The organism is Lactobacillus sp. ESL0791 (genome assembly GCF_029433255.1).
Lineage (GTDB): Bacteria > Bacillota > Bacilli > Lactobacillales > Lactobacillaceae > Lactobacillus.
In genome coordinates, this window is record NZ_JAQTHU010000001.1 from 682,464 (window position 1) to 700,043 (window position 17,580).

13 protein-coding genes, 16 tRNA genes and 3 rRNA genes are annotated in these 17,580 nt (G+C 44.0%); 27 read left to right on the top strand and 5 right to left on the bottom strand.

The window, feature by feature from the left end; genetic code table 11:
- Nucleotides 1–24 precede the first annotated feature (24 nt).
- A complete protein-coding gene (locus tag PT285_RS03355) occupies nt 25–840 on the bottom strand; it encodes a mechanosensitive ion channel family protein (RefSeq protein ID WP_277147823.1) in 816 nt (271 codons plus the stop codon).
- Nucleotides 841–950: 110 nt separating this feature from the next.
- Between PT285_RS03355 and PT285_RS03360 the strand changes: the two genes are divergently transcribed.
- Both PT285_RS03360 and PT285_RS03365 read left to right on the top strand, forming a co-directional pair.
- A complete protein-coding gene (locus PT285_RS03360; RefSeq protein ID WP_277147825.1) occupies nt 951–1,376 on the top strand; it encodes a DUF948 domain-containing protein in 426 nt (141 codons plus the stop codon).
- 17 nt (nt 1,377–1,393) lie between these two features.
- Nucleotides 1,394–1,759, top strand: a complete 366-nt coding sequence (locus PT285_RS03365; protein WP_277147826.1) for a DUF1269 domain-containing family protein — start codon at nt 1,394–1,396, stop codon at nt 1,757–1,759.
- A gap of 63 nt (nt 1,760–1,822) precedes the next feature.
- Here the strand turns inward: PT285_RS03365 and PT285_RS03370 are convergent, their stop codons facing one another.
- Nucleotides 1,823–2,929 carry an aminopeptidase P family protein gene (locus PT285_RS03370; RefSeq protein ID WP_277147828.1) on the bottom strand — a complete coding sequence of 369 codons (1,107 nt, stop codon included), beginning with the start codon at nt 2,927–2,929 and terminating at the stop codon, nt 1,823–1,825.
- A gap of 148 nt (nt 2,930–3,077) precedes the next feature.
- Between PT285_RS03370 and PT285_RS03375 the strand changes: the two genes are divergently transcribed.
- Entirely contained in the window at nt 3,078–4,076 is a 999-nt protein-coding gene (locus PT285_RS03375; protein ID WP_277147830.1) for a substrate-binding domain-containing protein, read from the top strand.
- A gap of 52 nt (nt 4,077–4,128) precedes the next feature.
- On the opposite strand, the gene PT285_RS03380 is transcribed toward PT285_RS03375, so the two are convergent.
- Nucleotides 4,129–5,502 carry a glycerophosphodiester phosphodiesterase gene (locus PT285_RS03380; protein WP_277147832.1) on the bottom strand — a complete coding sequence of 458 codons (1,374 nt, stop codon included), beginning with the start codon at nt 5,500–5,502 and terminating at the stop codon, nt 4,129–4,131.
- An 86-nt stretch (nt 5,503–5,588) separates the two neighbouring features.
- On the opposite strand from PT285_RS03380, the gene PT285_RS03385 reads away from it, so the two are divergent.
- Genes PT285_RS03385 through PT285_RS03405 form a run of 5 tightly spaced genes read left to right on the top strand, consistent with a single transcriptional unit; the run spans nt 5,589 to nt 9,288 of the window.
- A complete protein-coding gene (locus PT285_RS03385) occupies nt 5,589–5,921 on the top strand; it encodes a hypothetical protein (protein WP_277147834.1) in 333 nt (110 codons plus the stop codon).
- 17 nt (nt 5,922–5,938) lie between these two features.
- Nucleotides 5,939–7,333 (top strand): bifunctional UDP-sugar hydrolase/5'-nucleotidase, encoded by a 1,395-nt coding sequence (locus tag PT285_RS03390; protein WP_277147836.1) that lies wholly within the window; start codon nt 5,939–5,941, stop codon nt 7,331–7,333.
- Entirely contained in the window at nt 7,314–7,925 is a 612-nt protein-coding gene (locus PT285_RS03395; RefSeq protein ID WP_277147838.1) for a YutD family protein, read from the top strand. Before PT285_RS03390 ends, PT285_RS03395 begins: the two co-directional genes overlap by 20 nt.
- Entirely contained in the window at nt 7,922–8,692 is a 771-nt protein-coding gene (locus tag PT285_RS03400) for a TIGR01457 family HAD-type hydrolase (protein ID WP_277147840.1), read from the top strand. The genes PT285_RS03395 and PT285_RS03400 overlap by 4 nt, the downstream gene beginning before the upstream one ends.
- On the top strand, nt 8,689–9,288 hold the full coding sequence (locus PT285_RS03405; RefSeq protein WP_277147842.1) for a TIGR01906 family membrane protein: 600 nt from the start codon (nt 8,689–8,691) through the stop codon (nt 9,286–9,288). Before PT285_RS03400 ends, PT285_RS03405 begins: the two co-directional genes overlap by 4 nt.
- A gap of 11 nt (nt 9,289–9,299) precedes the next feature.
- Here PT285_RS03405 and PT285_RS03410 read toward each other — a convergent pair whose 3' ends face one another.
- A complete protein-coding gene (locus PT285_RS03410; RefSeq protein ID WP_277147844.1) occupies nt 9,300–9,950 on the bottom strand; it encodes a VTT domain-containing protein in 651 nt (216 codons plus the stop codon).
- A 7-nt stretch (nt 9,951–9,957) separates the two neighbouring features.
- Nucleotides 9,958–10,911, bottom strand: a complete 954-nt coding sequence (locus PT285_RS03415; RefSeq protein WP_277147846.1) for an NAD(P)/FAD-dependent oxidoreductase — start codon at nt 10,909–10,911, stop codon at nt 9,958–9,960.
- A 377-nt stretch (nt 10,912–11,288) separates the two neighbouring features.
- Here PT285_RS03415 and PT285_RS03420 point away from each other — a divergent pair.
- The 19 genes from PT285_RS03420 (at nt 11,289) to PT285_RS03510 (ending at nt 17,566) form a co-directional block, all read left to right on the top strand.
- Nucleotides 11,289–12,855: ribosomal RNA gene (locus PT285_RS03420) — 16S ribosomal RNA — on the top strand.
- 220 nt (nt 12,856–13,075) lie between these two features.
- Nucleotides 13,076–15,988: ribosomal RNA gene (locus tag PT285_RS03425) — 23S ribosomal RNA — on the top strand.
- A gap of 76 nt (nt 15,989–16,064) precedes the next feature.
- Nucleotides 16,065–16,181 (top strand): 5S ribosomal RNA (gene rrf / locus PT285_RS03430).
- Together the 16S, 23S and 5S rRNA genes with 16 tRNA genes alongside form the textbook arrangement of a ribosomal RNA operon.
- Nucleotides 16,182–16,185: 4 nt before the next feature.
- Nucleotides 16,186–16,258 (top strand) — tRNA-Val (locus tag PT285_RS03435).
- Nucleotides 16,259–16,264: 6 nt separating this feature from the next.
- Nucleotides 16,265–16,337, top strand: a tRNA-Lys gene (locus PT285_RS03440).
- A gap of 12 nt (nt 16,338–16,349) precedes the next feature.
- Nucleotides 16,350–16,431, top strand: a tRNA-Leu gene (locus PT285_RS03445).
- Between the two features lie 36 nt (nt 16,432–16,467).
- Nucleotides 16,468–16,540 (top strand) — tRNA-Thr (locus PT285_RS03450).
- 10 nt (nt 16,541–16,550) lie between these two features.
- Nucleotides 16,551–16,622 (top strand) — tRNA-Gly (locus tag PT285_RS03455).
- 10 nt (nt 16,623–16,632) lie between these two features.
- Nucleotides 16,633–16,718, top strand: a tRNA-Leu gene (locus PT285_RS03460).
- 8 nt (nt 16,719–16,726) lie between these two features.
- Nucleotides 16,727–16,800, top strand: a tRNA-Arg gene (locus PT285_RS03465).
- 5 nt (nt 16,801–16,805) lie between these two features.
- Nucleotides 16,806–16,879 (top strand) — tRNA-Pro (locus tag PT285_RS03470).
- Nucleotides 16,880–16,904: 25 nt separating this feature from the next.
- Nucleotides 16,905–16,978 (top strand) — tRNA-Met (locus PT285_RS03475).
- A gap of 13 nt (nt 16,979–16,991) precedes the next feature.
- Nucleotides 16,992–17,065, top strand: a tRNA-Ile gene (locus PT285_RS03480).
- Nucleotides 17,066–17,075: 10 nt separating this feature from the next.
- A tRNA-Met gene (locus PT285_RS03485) sits at nt 17,076–17,149 on the top strand.
- A gap of 2 nt (nt 17,150–17,151) precedes the next feature.
- A tRNA-Asp gene (locus PT285_RS03490) sits at nt 17,152–17,225 on the top strand.
- 6 nt (nt 17,226–17,231) lie between these two features.
- Nucleotides 17,232–17,304 (top strand) — tRNA-Phe (locus PT285_RS03495).
- A gap of 20 nt (nt 17,305–17,324) precedes the next feature.
- Nucleotides 17,325–17,395: transfer RNA gene (locus PT285_RS03500), tRNA-Gly, on the top strand.
- Between the two features lie 5 nt (nt 17,396–17,400).
- A tRNA-Ile gene (locus PT285_RS03505) sits at nt 17,401–17,474 on the top strand.
- 2 nt (nt 17,475–17,476) lie between these two features.
- Nucleotides 17,477–17,566, top strand: a tRNA-Ser gene (locus PT285_RS03510).
- The last annotated feature ends 14 nt before the right edge of the window (nt 17,567–17,580 follow it).

Sequence of the window (17,580 nt, forward strand, 5' to 3'; positions counted from 1 at the left end):
CCGGAGAAAATTTCTCCAGCTTTTTTAACCTGCTAATTTAATATTGTTTTCCTGTAAAATTTTGAGATATTTTTCTAGGTAAAGACTGTGGATTGCAGACTCTCTTCCAGGACTAACCTGAAAATGAATGGTAAAGGTGACGGTTTGTGCCGTTTGTGTGGTGATACCGACAATTTTGGGTTCTTGGACAAGTGATCGCCTTTCAGGCTTGGTTGTCTTGTTTACTTGCGTGATTAATTTTTTAACCTTTGCAAAATCATCAGCAGCATTCAACTGCAAATCAAGATCGAGACCAATGCCGCCGTGGGCGAGATTCTGTACAAGGGAGATATTGCGGTTAGGAATATAGATAGTTGAGCCGTCCGCGCCCTTTAATCTAGTCGTCCGCAGTCCTAGTTGGATAACGGTGCCTGTTTGACCGTTGATTTGCACGGTGTCGCCGACATCGAACTGATCTTCACTCAGAATAAAAAAGCCGTTGACTAAGTCAGACACAAAACCCTGTGCCCCCATACCTAAGGCAAGGGAGAAAATTCCGGCACTGGCAAGCAAGGTGCCAACGGGGATACCAATGATCGAGAGGACACCGAATAAATAAAAGAAAATCACAGTGTACTGAAAGACACTATTGATTAACGCTGTGACCGTTTTGGTCCGTTTGCTGTAGTTCTTTTTTCTGCGATCAAGGTAAAACTTGATGATTTTTTTGCCAAAATGAGAAATCAGATAAAAAACTAGAGTGGTTACCAGCAACTGCCAAACGATTGTTAAGAGGTTTTCACCAATTTTGTCCCAGTTGATATCGTAAGCATTTTTTCCTGAAAAAAGTTGTGTCTGCATTTTTAAGCCCTTTCCTTTATAATGTTTACTATAGCAGAAGATTACTTATAGATTGAGATAAAAGTGTTTTAATGATAGACTTTTTTTAGATGTTAAATTGGAGGTAAAAGATGGTAGTTTCTTTAAGTGCATTAGCAGGATTAATTGCTGCTGGCGTGTTTCTAATTTTAGTACTTTTCACTATCCCACTGCTTGTGCGGATGACAAAAGCAGTTAAAGAAGCCAATAAGGCGCTTCAGTCAACCGATGAGGCAATTAAGAAGTTGACAGATGATGTTGACGGCCTGCTTGATCAGACTAGCAGCCTGCTGGATAAAACCAATTCATTGATGGCCGATGTTGATAATAAAATGCAAACATTGGATCCGGTAGTTAAAGCGGCTGCTGATCTTGGTGAAAGTGTTTCGGCGGTGAATGCTTCTTCGAGGAAGATGGCAAAACGCGTCAGCAATGCACATATTGGACGTACCGGCTTTGTTTCCTCCGTACTAACTTCGCTTTTGGCACGACGTAAACGCCGCCGGGGCGAAGATTAATAAAGGAGATAAACAGCATGAGTAAATTTACAAGTTTTTTAGTTGGTACTGTTGTCGGTTGCGCAGCAGGCTTCGTGGCTGGCTCACTTTTAATAAGCGATGAAAAAATTGATAGTTTGAAGAAGAAAGTCAAGGACAACAATACGGTTCAGGACCTGAAGAAGAAGTATGATAACGGTACCGAAGTAGTTAAGAACCAGTTATCTGCATTTTCTAAAAATGTTGAGGACGATTCGGAATTAAAAGACTTTGATGATATTGTCATTGATGATTCTAAGGATGATAAGCTCTCTGCAAATGATAATGCTGAAAAATCTGTTTCTGATATCGACAATGCGGAAAAGGAAACTAATTCTTCTTCTGCACCTTATCCAAATCTTTAATTAATTGCATATTATAAAAACTGCACCTCAAATTGAAGTGCAGTTTTAGTTTGCCTTTTTGTTTTAATCTTTAAGCGGCAAAATTTTTAGTTCCTTGTCTGTGTGGGTGAATGGCTCGTAGCCGTTCTTGGTTACGACGCCGCAGTCTTCAATTCGCACGCCGGCAAGTCCTGGGATGTAAATTCCGGGTTCAATTGAAAAACACATCCCTTCTTCCAGCACCAGGTCATTGCCTTGAACAATTGACGGATATTCATGAACTTCCTTACCAATTCCGTGGCCCAGGCGGTGGATAAAGTACTGGCCGTAGCCGGCCTTAGTGATGATATCACGGGCGACACTGTCGAGTTCTTGGGCAGTAATTCCCGGCTTAGCTGCATCAATTGCGGCCTGTTGAGCTTCCCGATTAACTTCATAGATTTCTTTTTCCTTGGCGCTAAGCGTGCCGTAGGCAACCGTCCTGCTGGAATCCGATGCGTAGCCTTCATGCATGGTGCCGAGGTCAAATAAAACTAGTTCGTTCGGCTTAACCTTACTCATTGTTGGGCCTAAATGCGGGTTAGCAGCATTAGCACCGGTCTGCACGATGGTTTCAAAGCTTTCATGCATGACGCCTTTTTGTAATTTTAATTGGTATTCGATTTGACCGGCAATATAACGTTCGGTAACACCGGTCTTGATGGCATCAAAACCAATTTGAAAGGCAAAGTCTGCTTCAGCACCAGCAGCCTGCAGTTTTTTGATTTCTGTTGGGGTTTTGTAGAGCCGGATTTTTTGAATAAACGGTGACACGTCGGCAGTAAAATCTCCGGCTGGAAATTGTTCACGTAGATTTTGGTAGTGGGCAACGGACAAGAAGTCCTTTTCGATTGCCCAAGATTGGTATTCCTTAGTTGTTTGTCTGACTTTGTCGGCAATCAGTTGCCACGGATTTTCTGAGTCGAGGTAACCATAAACGTTACCCTTCCATTCAGAATTTTTGGCTTCTTCGGCATTGAGGGCCGGAACAAAAACAAAGGGTTCAGCATCTTTAAAGGCCAGCAGACTAAAAATCCGCTCGTGCGGTTCCATTTCGTAACCTGTAAAATAAGCAATAGTTGTTGGATTTGAGATGTAGGCGACATCGGTAGCAGTTTGCTGCAGCCATTCCTGTAATTTATCTAAATTCATGTAAAGATCCTTTCTGTATTACGCTTATTTAAAAGTATATCATGCTTTTTTATATGAAAAAATGAAAGAACAGGTGTAAACGCTCGCAATGTTTTGCGAAAAATGGTAAATTAAATACTAAATATTTTTAGAACTGGGGAAATGTAAAATGCGTAAGCAAGAAATAACAATTTATGATGTTGCTCGTGAAGCTAAGGTTTCAATGGCTACTGTTTCGCGGGTAGTAAATGGCAATACGAATGTGCGTAAGGATACACGCGAACGGGTAATGGAAGTAATTAACCGTCTGCACTACCAGCCAAATGCGGTTGCACAAGGACTGGCCTCCAAGCGTACAACGACGGTTGGCCTGATCGTCCCGGATTTAACCGACCTCTACTTTGCGGAATTATCCAAGGGGATTGACGATATTGCACTGATTTACAAATACAATATCATCATCACCACGATCGAGAACCGGCTGATGAAAGAGGATCAGGCGATTCAAAGCCTGCTCAATAAGCAAGTCGATGGGGCAATTTATATGTCTGACCGTTTATCCAAAGAAGCGGCTGATGCTTTTAAGCGGACCGATACGCCGGTGGTTTTGGCAGGAACCAAAGATAACCGGCAGGAATTTGCATCCGTGACGATTGACTACCAAAAGGCTGATACTGAAGCATATAATTTGATGTATAACGATGGTAAACGCAATGTTGCCTTGGTAATTGCTGACGCTAACGCAGTTGTCAATGCGGAAAATCGGCTCCCAGCATATAAAAAATTTATGGCTGATCATGATTTGGGTGAAGGCCACGTTTATGACAACATCAAGGATTATTCTGATGGCTATAACCTGTATTCACAATTGGTAAAAGATGGAATTGATGCCATTCTTGTCAGTCATGACATTGCTGCTGTTGGTATTTTGAATTCGGCAATGGATGCAGGCAAAAAGATTCCGGAGGAGATGGAGATTGTGACTAATGCAACCCAAATTGCTTCCGTTGTCCGGCCGTCACTTACGGCGATTAAGCAGCCATTATACGATATCGGTGCCGTTGCCATGAGGATGCTGACGAAATTAATGCGCGATGAAGAAGTGGCTGATACCCATATTTTGCTGCCGTACGAATTATTGAAAAAGCAAAGTACTGCAAATCAATAAAATAAAAAGAACGATTTCAAGTGAATGATGAACTGAAATCGTTCTTTTTTCGTTAAAACTGGTAAATAATTTTGCCGGTTTGCTTGACTAATTTAGTATATGACGGTGTGACCGGAACCGGCTGCTGGAAGACAAGCAGGGCAATATTGGTGTAACGGCTCATCCGGGGCAGTCGGTTATATTCTTGGAAATCATGATTGTCAAAAAAGCCGTAAAAGAGAACGTCTTTAGCCTTGACCCAGCCAAGTTGAGTATACAGCCACATGCTCTTAGGACTGCCGTTGAAATTAATAATTTTGAAAATTTGGTCTGCTGGCAACACCTTGGTGCCCTGGGACTGGTTATCGGGATAATAGTAAAGCCGAACCATTTTACCGGGCTTGGCAATGAGCTGCTTATTTTCATACGGCATGATGTCTTTTTCCGTTAAATCAAGATTGACAAATTCTGCAGAAATAAATGTTTTTTCGGCAATTTGGTAGTAGAGGTGGTCATGTACCCGCACACCATACATGACGTTTAATTTTTGTCCGGGATATACGAACCTTTTTTGCATGATTCTGACATACGGATTCATCATGATTGGTGTCTTGTCCTTGCCAAAATATATTCCGGTGCGGTGAATATCATACTTTCTGGTGTTTTCCTTGGCCAACTTATATTTAAAACCGGTAGCCGGGAAATTGGTGACAACTCCGTCAACATTTTTGTTGATCAGCCAGTGCCACAGTTGCGGTGATTCATCCATCTCGGCCCAGACGTAAACCTGCTTGTCTAACAGGTGGAGCCAATGAATCAACCAAGAATGATTTTGAATAACATCTGATGAGACGTTTACCGCATTAATTTGGGGCAAATTGCTGAAATTCATCCGTTTGAGGCTGCCGACAATCAAAATCAGATAGGCATCCGGCATTAGCTCGCGCAGCTTAAAGAGACTGGCAGCAGAAAAAGAATGGATCATGACTCGCTTCTGCATATGGTATTTGCTAATCGTTTCCGCGATTTTTTCTTCTAGTTCGTATGAGGGGTCGACGCTGTGGTCAATTTTAGTTTCTAAAACAAATTTTGCATTTGGTTTGTTTTTATAATACGAAAATAACTGACTAAGCGACATAACGTGCTCACCATTATCATAGGTTAATTGGCTGAGGGCCCGCCAGTTATTTTGTGTTACAATTGCATGTGTGTGTGTGACGCGGAAGAGGTCATCGTCATGTGAAATAACTATCACGCCGTCCGCAGATAGGCGCAGATCGAGTTCGACATAGTCGGCACCCGATTTGAAAGCGGCGTTGTCACTTTGAATTGTTTCTTCAGGATACTTGCTGGGGTCACCGCGGTGGCCGACAACGGTAAATCCGCTCATTGTTAAAAAGATTAAACTAAAAAAAAGGGCCAGAAATAATTGGCTTTTACGTTTCATGTGTACAACCCCTATCGCATATTACAATAGCATGGTTACACTTTTTTTTCTATATTTTCTGTTTATTTCAAGTTAGGTGTGGTTGAATGGCTGAGCAGTATGAAGAATTGGATTTAATTGAAGAGATAACGCGTAATGACGGCAGCAAATATTTTGAGATTTCAAATATTGACCAGAACGGAATTGCCGAACTGGCTGTTGATCATGATATGATCAAAAACGTGCGGATTTTGCAGTTGAATATTCCGCGGACCAAAGCATTAGTCACTTACGAAGAGTACATCAACCAAACTTACCAGCTTGAAACTTTGACGAACGAAGATGATTGGAAAAACCCGCAGTGGGTCGAATGGAAAAAGCCTAAGGGCAAAGTAGCTGATGCGTACCAAATGATTCTTAAGTCCAATCGAATAGGCTAGAAAGCAGCAACAAATAAATGGAAACAATCCGTATTTTACATACTAACGACCTTCATTCACATTTTGAACATTTCCCTAAGATTGGCCGCTACTTGAAAAAGGCGCAGGCCGATCAAAGCGTTGACCAAGTTTATACTTTTGATGCCGGGGACTTTATGGATCGCTCGCATCCTCTGACCGACGCAACCAAGGGGCACGCCAACGTAGAGCTGATGAACAGCTTTGGCTATGATGCCTTGACAGTTGGCAATAACGAGGGTATCTCTAATTCTCACCGGGCGCTGGAACATTTATTTGATCATGCGGCTTTTCCTGTTGTCTTGGCTAATTTACGTGAAGAAAATGGGGACATGCCCAAATGGGCGCTGCAGGCTAAAATAATTACGACCAAGAAGGGGACAAGAATTGCGCTGATCGGTTTGACTGCTGACTATCCGTTGTCCTATGCCCCTAATCACTGGCACGTTTTGTCGCTTAAAAAGGCAATGGACAAGGTATTACCGCGACTTGAAGGCCAGTACGATGTTTTAATTTTGCTGACCCATATTGGGTTACGGTTTGATCACTGGCTTGCAAAAAATTACCCAATTGATTTAATTATTGGCGGTCACAGCCATGATCTGCTCAGAAATGGTGAGTTTGATAACGGCACCTGGATCACGCAGACGGGTAAGTGGGGTAATTATGTTGGCGATATCCATCTGGAGCTTGATGCACAGCACCGGGTGAAAAAGCTTGTTCCGAAGGTAATTGCAACGGCAACTTTACCAGCTTTGCCGGAAGATGAGACGGTAGTTCAGGCATACCGCGATCGGGGCCAAAAAATATTGTCTAAGGAAAAGGTAGCCGAGCTGCCGGAAAAATTTGCTGACAATCGGCAGGCAGCCATTAAAATTTCACTCGATGCAATTGCTGACTTTGCTGGCACGGATATTGCCATGCTTAGTTCGGGTTTATTTTTGACACCGTTTAAGGCTGGAATCTTAACCAAATGCGATTTGCAAAAGGCGTTGCCGCATTCAATGCACGTTGTGCGTTCAACGTTAAAGGGCAGCGATCTTTGGCGGCTCGTGATGGAAATCGAAAAAAATCGCCATTATCTGGATCATTTTCATTTGCAGGGGATGAGTTTTCGAGGCAAGATTTTTGGACAGATGCAGTATAAGGGCCTGCGCTTTGACCATCATACTAAAAAGGTCTATGTTCATGGAAAAGAAATTGATTTTAATCAGGAATATCGCCTTGCGGTTTTAGACCATTATGTTTTGGTGCCATTTTTCCCGACGCTGGCAATTGTTGGCCGCAATAAATTTCTTTTTCCAAAATTTTTGCGTGAAGTTATCGGTGATTATTTGACGAAGAAATATCCAATTAACACGGGAAGTGAAGAAGATGACAGGCGAAAACTATAAAAGTAATTCAGCACAAACCGATGAACGGGATTCTGCTGCGAAACGGGAGAATAAATTTCAAAAAGAGCAGCCTGTGCGTCATTCGTTGGCTAAGGTTGCGCAAGATGGAACGGAATTGAAAATAAATAACCAGCTCTATAAGGTTTTGCTTAATAAAAATGATGCGTTGGATACAGAAATGCTGCGCAAAAAGTATGATCCGTATCTTGACCAATATGACTTTCTAGTAGGGGATGTTTCTAGTGACCACCTGCGCCTAAAGGGCTTTTTTCAAGAAAATGTCAGGGCAGCGCTTGACAAGAAGGAGCAGACAATTGCTGATTATTTGTTTGAATACTGCAATCCTGGTGGTCCATATTTTGTCTTGCAGTTAGTTACCCCCGTGCACCAATATAAGACGCATGAACGTAAACGCCATGGCCGTTTTTCGTCTCAGCATTCACGGTACCGGAAAAATAATACGGGCAATAATTTTAAAAAGCGGCGTGTTCACCAAACAAAATTTAAAAAGAAAGAAACAGTTGCGGTCAAAAAAGAACACGGAAATCATCATTCTTTTGTTATTAGAAAGAGAAGGGGCAGTAATCAGTGAAAAATTATCGCTTATTCTTGCTGGACTTGGACGGAACTATTTACCGGGGAAAAGAAACAATTGCTTCGGGCGTGCGGTTTGTTCGGCGACTGAATGCTGCAGGTAAGGACTATATTTTTTTAACGAATAACACGACAAGAACGCCGCAAATGGTGGTTGATAAGTTGCAACAGCATGGGATCGAGACTGATATCCAGCATGTTTATACACCTAGCATGGCAACGGCAAGTTATCTTTTAGGTGAGAATCCGCACCAAAAAATAGGGGTCTATATTATCGGTGAAATTGGCTTGTGGTCTGAATTATTGCAGCATCCTGAAATTGAGCTGAACGAAAAAAATCCTGACTATGTTATTGTTGGGATGGACACCGACTTAACTTATAATAAAATTAAAATTGCCTGTAATGCGATTAGAAATGGTGCAACTTTTATCGGGACTAATGCTGATATGAATCTCCCTAGTGCCGATGAGTGGCTGCCAGGCAACGGCTCGCAGTGTACAATGATTGCCGCTTCTACCGGGCAATCACCGCTTTATATTGGTAAGCCGGAAGCAGTTATTGTTGAAATGGCCCTGGCTAAATTTGGCTATCAAAAAAATGAAACCCTGCTAGTAGGTGATAATTATGATACCGATATTAAAGCTGGCTTCAATAGTCAAGTTGACCAGCTGCTTGTGTTTACAGGCATTACTAGTAAGAAAGATATTAAAGAAAAGCGGCAGCCGACATTTGCGGTTGCTAGTTTAGATGAGTTTCCATTATGAGTAAGAAAAATAGTCTTATTTCCCCGCTTTATCATTTTATTTTTGCAATTACCAGCAGTGTGGTAGGGGCAATTATTGCAAGTTGGCCTTTATTAGTAATTTTTATTCTGATCCAGAAAACTAACCAGACGGTCAAAATGTCACTTATGCAAATAATGCATAACTATAATCAGTTGCTATGGTACTTAGTTTGGCCATTTCAACAGCAATTAAAAATGACGAATTTTCCAACTTCTAAAATGGCGGCTGCCCATTTTGCCGATGTTAAGAAGCTTTTTATCTTAGTTATTTTTGCATTTATTTGCTGCCTGCTTATTTATTTTCTGACAAAAAAGAAAAAGTCACTGCGGTTGAATAAAACCTGGGCATTGCTTTTTTTATTGCTGCCAATTGTCGTTGTTCCGTTTGCCATGACAAATTTCGATAGCTTTTTTGTTATTTTTCACCACATGTTGTTTAATAACAATAATTGGTTATTTGATCCAAGTACGGACCCGATCATCAATGTTTTAACAGAAGGCTTTTTTGCTTCATGCTTTGCAGTTGCAGGTATAATTTATGAGCTATACTTTGCGGATAAGCTGCTGCAGCGCTGAAAAAAGAGTTCCTAATGGAACTCCTTTTTTCTTGTAAAATATTTTTTTAATGAAATTAACAATAGCGGCACAAGCGAGATTAGGATTATACCAAGAATTAAAATACTAAAGTGTTCCTTGACAAATTTGATATTCCCAAAGAAATAACCAATAATGGCGAATAACCCGGTCCATAAAACTCCGCCGATGATATTATAGACAGTAAATTTACCATAATGCATCTTGCTTCCACCCGAAATAAAGGGAATAAAGGTTCTAACGAATGGAATAAAGCGTCCAACTACAATGGTAATCGCCCCATGCCGAGAAAAGAATTTCTCGGCTGCCGCTCGTTTTGATTGATTGATTAGCCGGTTGAACCACGAAAATTTACTGCCTGCCGTCCGTGACCACGCACCAATTTCATAATTGGTACTATTGCCAAGGATTGACGCGAGCAGAACTGTAAGGTATACCAGCCAAATATTTAAAGCATAGCGCGGATTTGCTGCCATTGCACTGGCAGCAAAAATTAATGAATCTCCCGGTAAAAATGGGAAAACAACGAGTCCCGTTTCAATAAAAATAATCGCAAACAGGATTAAATAGCTCCAATTGCCAAATTGATTCACAATGGTGACTAAGTGCTCATCAATGTGAAGAATAAAGTTGATTATTGCCATATTTCTCCTAAATACTGGTTGAATGAATAGTTAATGTTTTTTCTGGAAACAATTCACGCATAACTGCTGCCACGGCGACTTGGGCTTCGCCAAAGCCCAAGCCAATCACTGGTACACGGCCTGGATAATCGACGGCATCGCCGATAGCATAGATGCCAGCAATGTTGGTTTTCATTTCAAAGCTGACTTTAATATGTGTGCCAGTAAGGCCAATTCCCCAATTCTTAGCAAGTTGATTATTGGCTTGGAAGCCGTAAGCAACAATAATTTGTGAAAAAGTTTTGTTCAGGACCTCATCGCTACCGACTTTTTTCAGTGCGATCTGTAATTTATTATCAACTAGGTTAATTTCTTTGGGAAGAAAAGGCGTCAAAATTTCAACGTTTTTTAAACTTTGCAGTTTATTTACACTGGACTCAAGTCCGCGAAATTGATTGCGGCGGTGAATTAAGCTGACATGGGCATATTTAGCCAATTCATTTGCCCAATCTAGAGCAGAATCACCACCACCCAAGATTCCGACATCTTGTTTTGCAAAATCTTGCGGATTTTTTACATAATAATGAATGTGTTGACTAGTTTTGGAATCACCACTAAGCGGAAATTTTCGTGGTTTAAAAGAGCCAATGCCGGTTGCTATAATAACAGACTTTACAGTAAAATCTTCATCAATGATAAAACTTTCGCCGTTTTTGACAATGTCTTTGACACAATGGCTAGTTTTAACCGTAAAATTTGGCTGTGCCAACTGGGTAATTAAATTTACACCAGTAATTTCTGGATAAGCTGGTATATCATAAATTCTTTTAAAAGAATAAAGTTGTTTGGGTTGCCCGCCAATATCTGGTAAAGCTTCAAACAAAATAGTTTTTAATCCATGTAAATGTGCAAAATTAGCAGCAAACAGACCAACAGGTCCACCACCAACGATTGCTAAATCAAATTTTTTTATTATAACCACTCCTTAAAAAAGCTGATAGATCAACTTTAACATGAAAAGAAGGAATAATCATTGAAAAAAAGAATAAAAAAGACTTGCCAAGGGGAGGATAAATTGCTAATATAAATAACTGTCGCCGGGAGGTAAGCAAAAAGAGCTTAAAAGAAAGCGACAAGCGAGCGAAAAAAGTTCTTGACAAAGAGAGCAAAAGTTTGCTAATATAAATAAGCTGCTTTTGAAAGAGGAAGCAACAGGTAGTACCTTGAAAACTGAACAATGTTTTCGCAAAATGTGCGGGTGAAAGAACCCAAACAAAAGAGCGAAGTCAATTTCGCAAGCAAATAAATCTGAGATAAACAATTTCAGAAACGAATGAGCAAACATTCAAACAAACAGATAAAAATGAGAGTTTGATCCTGGCTCAGGACGAACGCTGGCGGCGTGCCTAATACATGCAAGTCGAGCGAGCATATTTAACGGAATACTTTCGGGTAGGAAGAAAAATAAGCGAGCGGCGGATGGGTGAGTAACACGTGGGGAACCTGCCCTCTAGACTGGGATACCATTTGGAAACAGATGCTAATACCGGATAAGAGCGAGAAGCGCATGCTTCAAGTTTAAAAGGCGGCTATTAAAGCTGTCGCTAAAGGATGGCCCCGCGGTGCATTAGCTAGTTGGTAAGGTAACGGCTTACCAAGGCAATGATGCATAGCCGAGTTGAGAGACTGAACGGCCACATTGGGACTGAGACACGGCCCAAACTCCTACGGGAGGCAGCAGTAGGGAATCTTCCACAATGGACGCAAGTCTGATGGAGCAACGCCGCGTGAGTGAAGAAGGTTTTCGGATCGTAAAGCTCTGTTGTTGGTGAAGAAGGATAGAGAGGGTAACTAATCTTTATTTGACGGTAATCAACCAGAAAGTCACGGCTAACTACGTGCCAGCAGCCGCGGTAATACGTAGGTGGCAAGCGTTGTCCGGATTTATTGGGCGTAAAGCGAACGCAGGCGGAAGAATAAGTCAAATGTGAAAGCCCCGGCTTAACCGGGGAATTGCATCGGAAACTGTTTTTCTTGAGTGCAGAAGAGGAGAGTGGAACTCCATGTGTAGCGGTGAAATGCGTAGATATATGGAAGAACACCAGTGGCGAAGGCGGCTCTCTGGTCTGTAACTGACGCTGAGGTTCGAAAGCATGGGTAGCGAACAGGATTAGATACCCTGGTAGTCCATGCCGTAAACGATGAGTGCTAAGTGTTGGGAGGTTTCCGCCTCTCAGTGCTGCAGCTAACGCATTAAGCACTCCGCCTGGGGAGTACGACCGCAAGGTTAAAACTCAAAGGAATTGACGGGGGCCCGCACAAGCGGTGGAGCATGTGGTTTAATTCGAAGCAACGCGAAGAACCTTACCAGGTCTTGACATCTCCTGCAATACATAGAGATATGTAGTTCCCTTCGGGGACAGGAAGACAGGTGGTGCATGGCTGTCGTCAGCTCGTGTCGTGAGATGTTGGGTTAAGTCCCGCAACGAGCGCAACCCCTATTATTAGTTGCCAGCATTAAGTTGGGCACTCTAATGAGACTGCCGGTGACAAACCGGAGGAAGGTGGGGATGACGTCAAGTCATCATGCCCCTTATGACCTGGGCTACACACGTGCTACAATGGCTAGTACAACGAGGAGCGAGACTGTGAAGTTAAGCGAATCTCTTAAAGCTAGTCTCAGTTCGGATTGCACTCTGCAACTCGAGTGCATGAAGCTGGAATCGCTAGTAATCGCGGATCAGCACGCCGCGGTGAATACGTTCCCGGGCCTTGTACACACCGCCCGTCACACCATGAGAGTCTGTAACACCCAAAGTCGGTAAGATAACCTGTAAAGGAGTCAGCCGCCTAAGGTGGGACAGATGATTAGGTGAAGTCGTAACAAGGTAGCCGTAGGAGAACCTGCGGCTGGATCACCTCCTTTCTAAGGAAGAAGACAGTGGAAGAGTAGGCAAACTACTAAAGAAGCAGTCAACGGAAGCACATGGAGCGAGACATTGTTTAGTTTTGAGGGTAATACCTCAAAAAGTGTTAGTACATTGAAAACTGAATATAATCCAAGAAAGATAATAAAAACCGAGACAATCATAAAGATAGAGAACAGATTGTAGAGCGACCGAGAGAGTAAGATCTTAAAGTAATAAGGTCAAGTAAAGAAGGGCGCACGGTGAATGCCTAGGCACAAGCAGGCGAAGAAGGACGTGACTAACGACGAAATGCTTCGGGGAGTTGTAAGTAAACAGAGATCCGGAGATGTCCGAATGGGGGAACCCAGTACAAGAGATTGTATTATCATTAACTGAATAAATAGGTTAATGAGGCGAGACGCAGTGAACTGAAACATCTAAGTAGCTGCAGGAAGAGAAAGAAAAATCGATTTCCTTAGTAGCGGCGAGCGAAGAGGAAAGAGCCCAAACCAAATGATTTATCATTTGGGGTTGTAGGACTACAAAGAGGTATTGTGAGTGATAGCAGAATTAGTTGGGAAACTAAGCCAGAGAGGGTGAGAGCCCCGTAAGCGAAATTGCAAGCAAGCCGAGTAGGATCCTGAGTAGGCCGGAACACGAGGAATTCCGGTTGAATTAGCGGAGACCATTCCGTAAGGCTAAATACTAGTTTGTGACCGATAGTGAACCAGTACCGTGAGGGAAAGGTGAAAAGAACCCCGGAAGGGGAGTGAAAGAGAACCTGAAACCGTGTGCCTACAAGTAGTCAGAGCCCATTAAAGGGTGATGGCGTGCCTTTTGTAGAATGAACCGGCGAGTTATGTTAATTAGCGAGGTTAAGTCAGAAAAGATGGAGCCGAAGCGAAAGCGAGTCTGAAGAGGGCGAGTAAGTTAGTTGATGTAGACCCGAAACCAAGTGACCTATCCATGACCAGGTTGAAGGTGAGGTAAAACTCACTGGAGGACCGAACCCACGTAAGTTAAAAATTGCGGGGATGAGTTGTGGATAGCGGTGAAATTCCAAACGAACTTGGAGATAGCTGGTTCTCTCCGAAATAGCTTTAGGGCTAGCCTTGTGGAAGAGCATAATGGAGGTAGAGCTCTGTTTGGACGAAGGGCCCGTCAGGGGTTACTGAATTCAGATAAACTGCGAATTCCAGATATGTATACACAGGAGTCAGACTGCGAGTGATAAGATCCGTAGTCGAAAGGGAAACAGCCCAGATCACCAGTTAAGGTCCCAAAATCTATGCTAAGTGGAAAAGGATGTGGAGTTGCGTAGACAACTAGGATGTTGGCTTAGAAGCAGCCATCATTAAAAGAGTGCGTAATAGCTCACTAGTCGAGTGACGCTGCGCCGAAAATTTACCGGGGCTAAGCATAGTACCGAAACTGTGGATGTGCACGAGAGTGTACGTGGTAGGAGAGCGTTCTAAATGCGGCGAAGGCTAACCGAGAGGATAGTTGGAGCGTTTAGAAGTGAGAATGCCGGTATGAGTAGCGCAAGACAGGTGAGAATCCTGTCCGCCGAAAGACTAAGGTTTCCTGGGGCAGGCTCGTCCGCCCAGGGTAAGTCGGGACCTAAGACGAGGCCGAAAGGCGTAGCCGATGGATAACAGGTAGAAATTCCTGTACTGCGTTTAATCGTTAATAGCGAAGGAGGGACGCAGGAGGCAAGGAACGCATGGTGCTGGAAACCATGTTTAAGCAACAAGTGCGTAAGTGAGTGAAATGCTTGCTAACAGACAACACAAGTTGTGATGAGGAGCGAAATTAAAGTAGCGAAGGTTCTGTAGTCACACTGCCAAGAAAAGCTTCTAGCAAGAGAGAGCGTACCCGTACCAGAAACCGACACAGGTAGTCGAGTGGAGAACACTAAGGTGAGCGAGAGAACTCTCGTTAAGGAACTCGGCAAAATGACCCCGTAACTTCGGGAGAAGGGGTGCTGGTCGCAAGATCAGCCGCAGTGAATAGGCCCAAACAACTGTTTATCAAAAACACAGGTATCTGCAAAGTCGTAAGACGACGTATAGGTGCTGACACCTGCCCGGTGCTGGAAGGTTAAGAGGAGAGCTTAGACGCAAGTCGAAGGTTCGAATTGAAGCCCCAGTAAACGGCGGCCGTAACTATAACGGTCCTAAGGTAGCGAAATTCCTTGTCGGGTAAGTTCCGACCTGCACGAAAGGTGTAATGATTTGGGCACTGTCTCAACGAGAGACTCGGTGAAATTATAATACCCGTGAAGATGCGGGTTACCCGCGACAGGACGGAAAGACCCCATGGAGCTTTACTGCAATTTGATATTGGGTAGCTGTTAAACATGTACAGGATAGGTAGGAGCCAGAGAAGCTAGGACGCTAGTCTTAGCAGAGGCAATGTTGGGATACTACCCTTGTTTGATGGCTACTCTAACCTAGACCGCTAAGCGCGGTCGGGGACAGTGTCAGACGGGCAGTTTGACTGGGGCGGTCGCCTCCTAAAATGTAACGGAGGCGCCCAAAGGTTCCCTCAGAATGGTTGGAAATCATTCACAGAGTGTAAAGGTATAAGGGAGCTTGACTGCGAGAGAGACAACTCGAGCAGGGACGAAAGTCGGGCTTAGTGATCTGGTGTTACCGCATGGAAGGGGCATCACTCAACGGATAAAAGCTACCCTGGGGATAACAGGCTTATCTCCCCCAAGAGTTCACATCGACGGGGAGGTTTGGCACCTCGATGTCGGCTCGTCGCATCCTGGGGCTGAAGTAGGTCCCAAGGGTTGGGCTGTTCGCCCATTAAAGCGGCACGCGAGCTGGGTTCAGAACGTCGTGAGACAGTTCGGTCCCTATCCGTCGTGGGCGTAGGAAATTTGCGAGGAGCTGTCCTTAGTACGAGAGGACCGGGATGGACATACCGCTGGTGTACCAGTTGTCTTGCCAAAGGCATAGCTGGGTAGCTAAGTATGGCCGGGATAAGCGCTGAAAGCATCTAAGTGCGAAGCCCCCCTCAAGATGAGATTTCCCATACGTAAAGTAGTAAGACACCTCTAAGACTAAGAGGTAGATAGGCTAGGAGTGGAAGAGCCGTGAGGTTTGGAGCGGACTAGTACTAATCAGTCGAGGACTTGACCAAAAGCGAAGCGATCTGGAAGGTTGATATTAGAAGATGGATTATATTTAGTTTTGAGTGTAAAAGCTCAGAGAAGAAGTACGGTGGCAAAAGCAAGAAGGAAACACCTGTTCCCATGTCGAACACAGAAGTTAAGCTTCTTAACGCTGAGAGTAGTTGGTGGGAGACTGCCTGCGAGGGTAGGAAGCTGCCGTGCAAATGGAGGATTAGCTCAGCTGGGAGAGCATCTGCCTTACAAGCAGGAGGTCACAGGTTCGAGCCCTGTATCCTCCATATATCGAGTCGTTAGCTCAGTCGGTAGAGCATCTGACTTTTAATCAGAGGGTCGACGGTTCAAGCCCGTCACGACTCATGGCCCCATTATGCGGGTGTGGCGGAATTGGCAGACGCGCTAGATTTAGGTTCTAGTGTTTTCGGACGTATGGGTTCAAGTCCCATCACCCGTATTCGTCAATTTTATTTATTACCATATTTTACATTATGCCGATTTAGCTCAGTTGGTAGAGCATCTGTCTTGTAAACAGGGGGTCGTACGTTCAAGTCGTATAATCGGCATTTATATTTTGCGGAAGTAGTTCAGTGGTAGAACATCACCTTGCCATGGTGGGGGTCGCGGGTTCGAATCCCGTCTTCCGCTTTCATTACTTGCCGGGGTGGCGGAATTGGCAGACGCACGGGACTTAAAATCCCGCGGTTGGTTTCAACCGTACCGGTTCGACTCCGGTCCTCGGCATTAATGATGCGCCCTTAGCGCAACTGGATAGAGTGTCTGACTACGAATCAGAAGGTTGAAGGTTCAAATCCTTCAGGGCGCATTAAGCGGGAAGTGGCTCAGTTTGGTAGAGCACCTGGTTTGGGACCAGGGGGTCGCAGGTTCGAATCCTGTCTTCCCGATTGTAATCATTTGATTACTTATTTTGGCGGTGTAGCTCAGCTGGCTAGAGCGTCCGGTTCATACCCGGGAGGTCGAGGGTTCGATCCCCCCCGCCGCTATTTGCTAGAGCGTGGACCTTTAGCTCAGTTGGTTAGAGCAGACGGCTCATAACCGTCCTGTCGTAGGTTCGAGTCCTACAAGGTCCATTTATGTTATCGCGGGATGGAGCAGTCTGGTAGCTCGTCGGGCTCATAACCCGAAGGTCGTTGGTTCAAATCCAGCTCCCGCAATTGGTCCATTGGAGCAGTGGTTTATCTCGTCTCCCTGTCACGGAGAAGATCATCAGTTCAAATCTGATATGGACCGTAAGATGGCTCGGTAGCTCAGTCGGTAGAGCAAAGGATTGAAGCTCCTTGTGTCGGCGGTTCGATTCCGTCCCGCGCCATTGATTTTAATAATATAATTGCGGGTATGGTTTAGTGGTAAAACGAAAGCCTTCCAAGCTTTAGTCGCGAGTCCGATTCTCGTTACCCGCTTTAATGGGCCTATAGCTCAGCTGGTTAGAGCGCACGCCTGATAAGCGTGAGGTCGATGGTTCAAGTCCATTTAGGCCCATTGGAGACTTACTCAAGTGGCTGAAGAGGCGCCCTTGCTAAGGGTGTAGATCGGGTTATTCTGATGCGAGAGTTCGAATCTCTCAGTCTCCGTTATATAGTATAAA

Coding starts and splice junctions, on each gene's coding strand:
- PT285_RS03355 (WP_277147823.1), bottom strand. CDS start 840: ATGCAGACACAACTTTTTTCAGGAAAAAATGCTTACGATATCAACTGG.
- PT285_RS03360 (WP_277147825.1), top strand. CDS start 951: ATGGTAGTTTCTTTAAGTGCATTAGCAGGATTAATTGCTGCTGGCGTG.
- PT285_RS03365 (WP_277147826.1), top strand. CDS start 1,394: ATGAGTAAATTTACAAGTTTTTTAGTTGGTACTGTTGTCGGTTGCGCA.
- PT285_RS03370 (WP_277147828.1), bottom strand. CDS start 2,929: ATGAATTTAGATAAATTACAGGAATGGCTGCAGCAAACTGCTACCGAT.
- PT285_RS03375 (WP_277147830.1), top strand. CDS start 3,078: ATGCGTAAGCAAGAAATAACAATTTATGATGTTGCTCGTGAAGCTAAG.
- PT285_RS03380 (WP_277147832.1), bottom strand. CDS start 5,502: ATGAAACGTAAAAGCCAATTATTTCTGGCCCTTTTTTTTAGTTTAATC.
- PT285_RS03385 (WP_277147834.1), top strand. CDS start 5,589: ATGGCTGAGCAGTATGAAGAATTGGATTTAATTGAAGAGATAACGCGT.
- PT285_RS03390 (WP_277147836.1), top strand. CDS start 5,939: ATGGAAACAATCCGTATTTTACATACTAACGACCTTCATTCACATTTT.
- PT285_RS03395 (WP_277147838.1), top strand. CDS start 7,314: ATGACAGGCGAAAACTATAAAAGTAATTCAGCACAAACCGATGAACGG.
- PT285_RS03405 (WP_277147842.1), top strand. CDS start 8,689: ATGAGTAAGAAAAATAGTCTTATTTCCCCGCTTTATCATTTTATTTTT.
- PT285_RS03410 (WP_277147844.1), bottom strand. CDS start 9,950: ATGGCAATAATCAACTTTATTCTTCACATTGATGAGCACTTAGTCACC.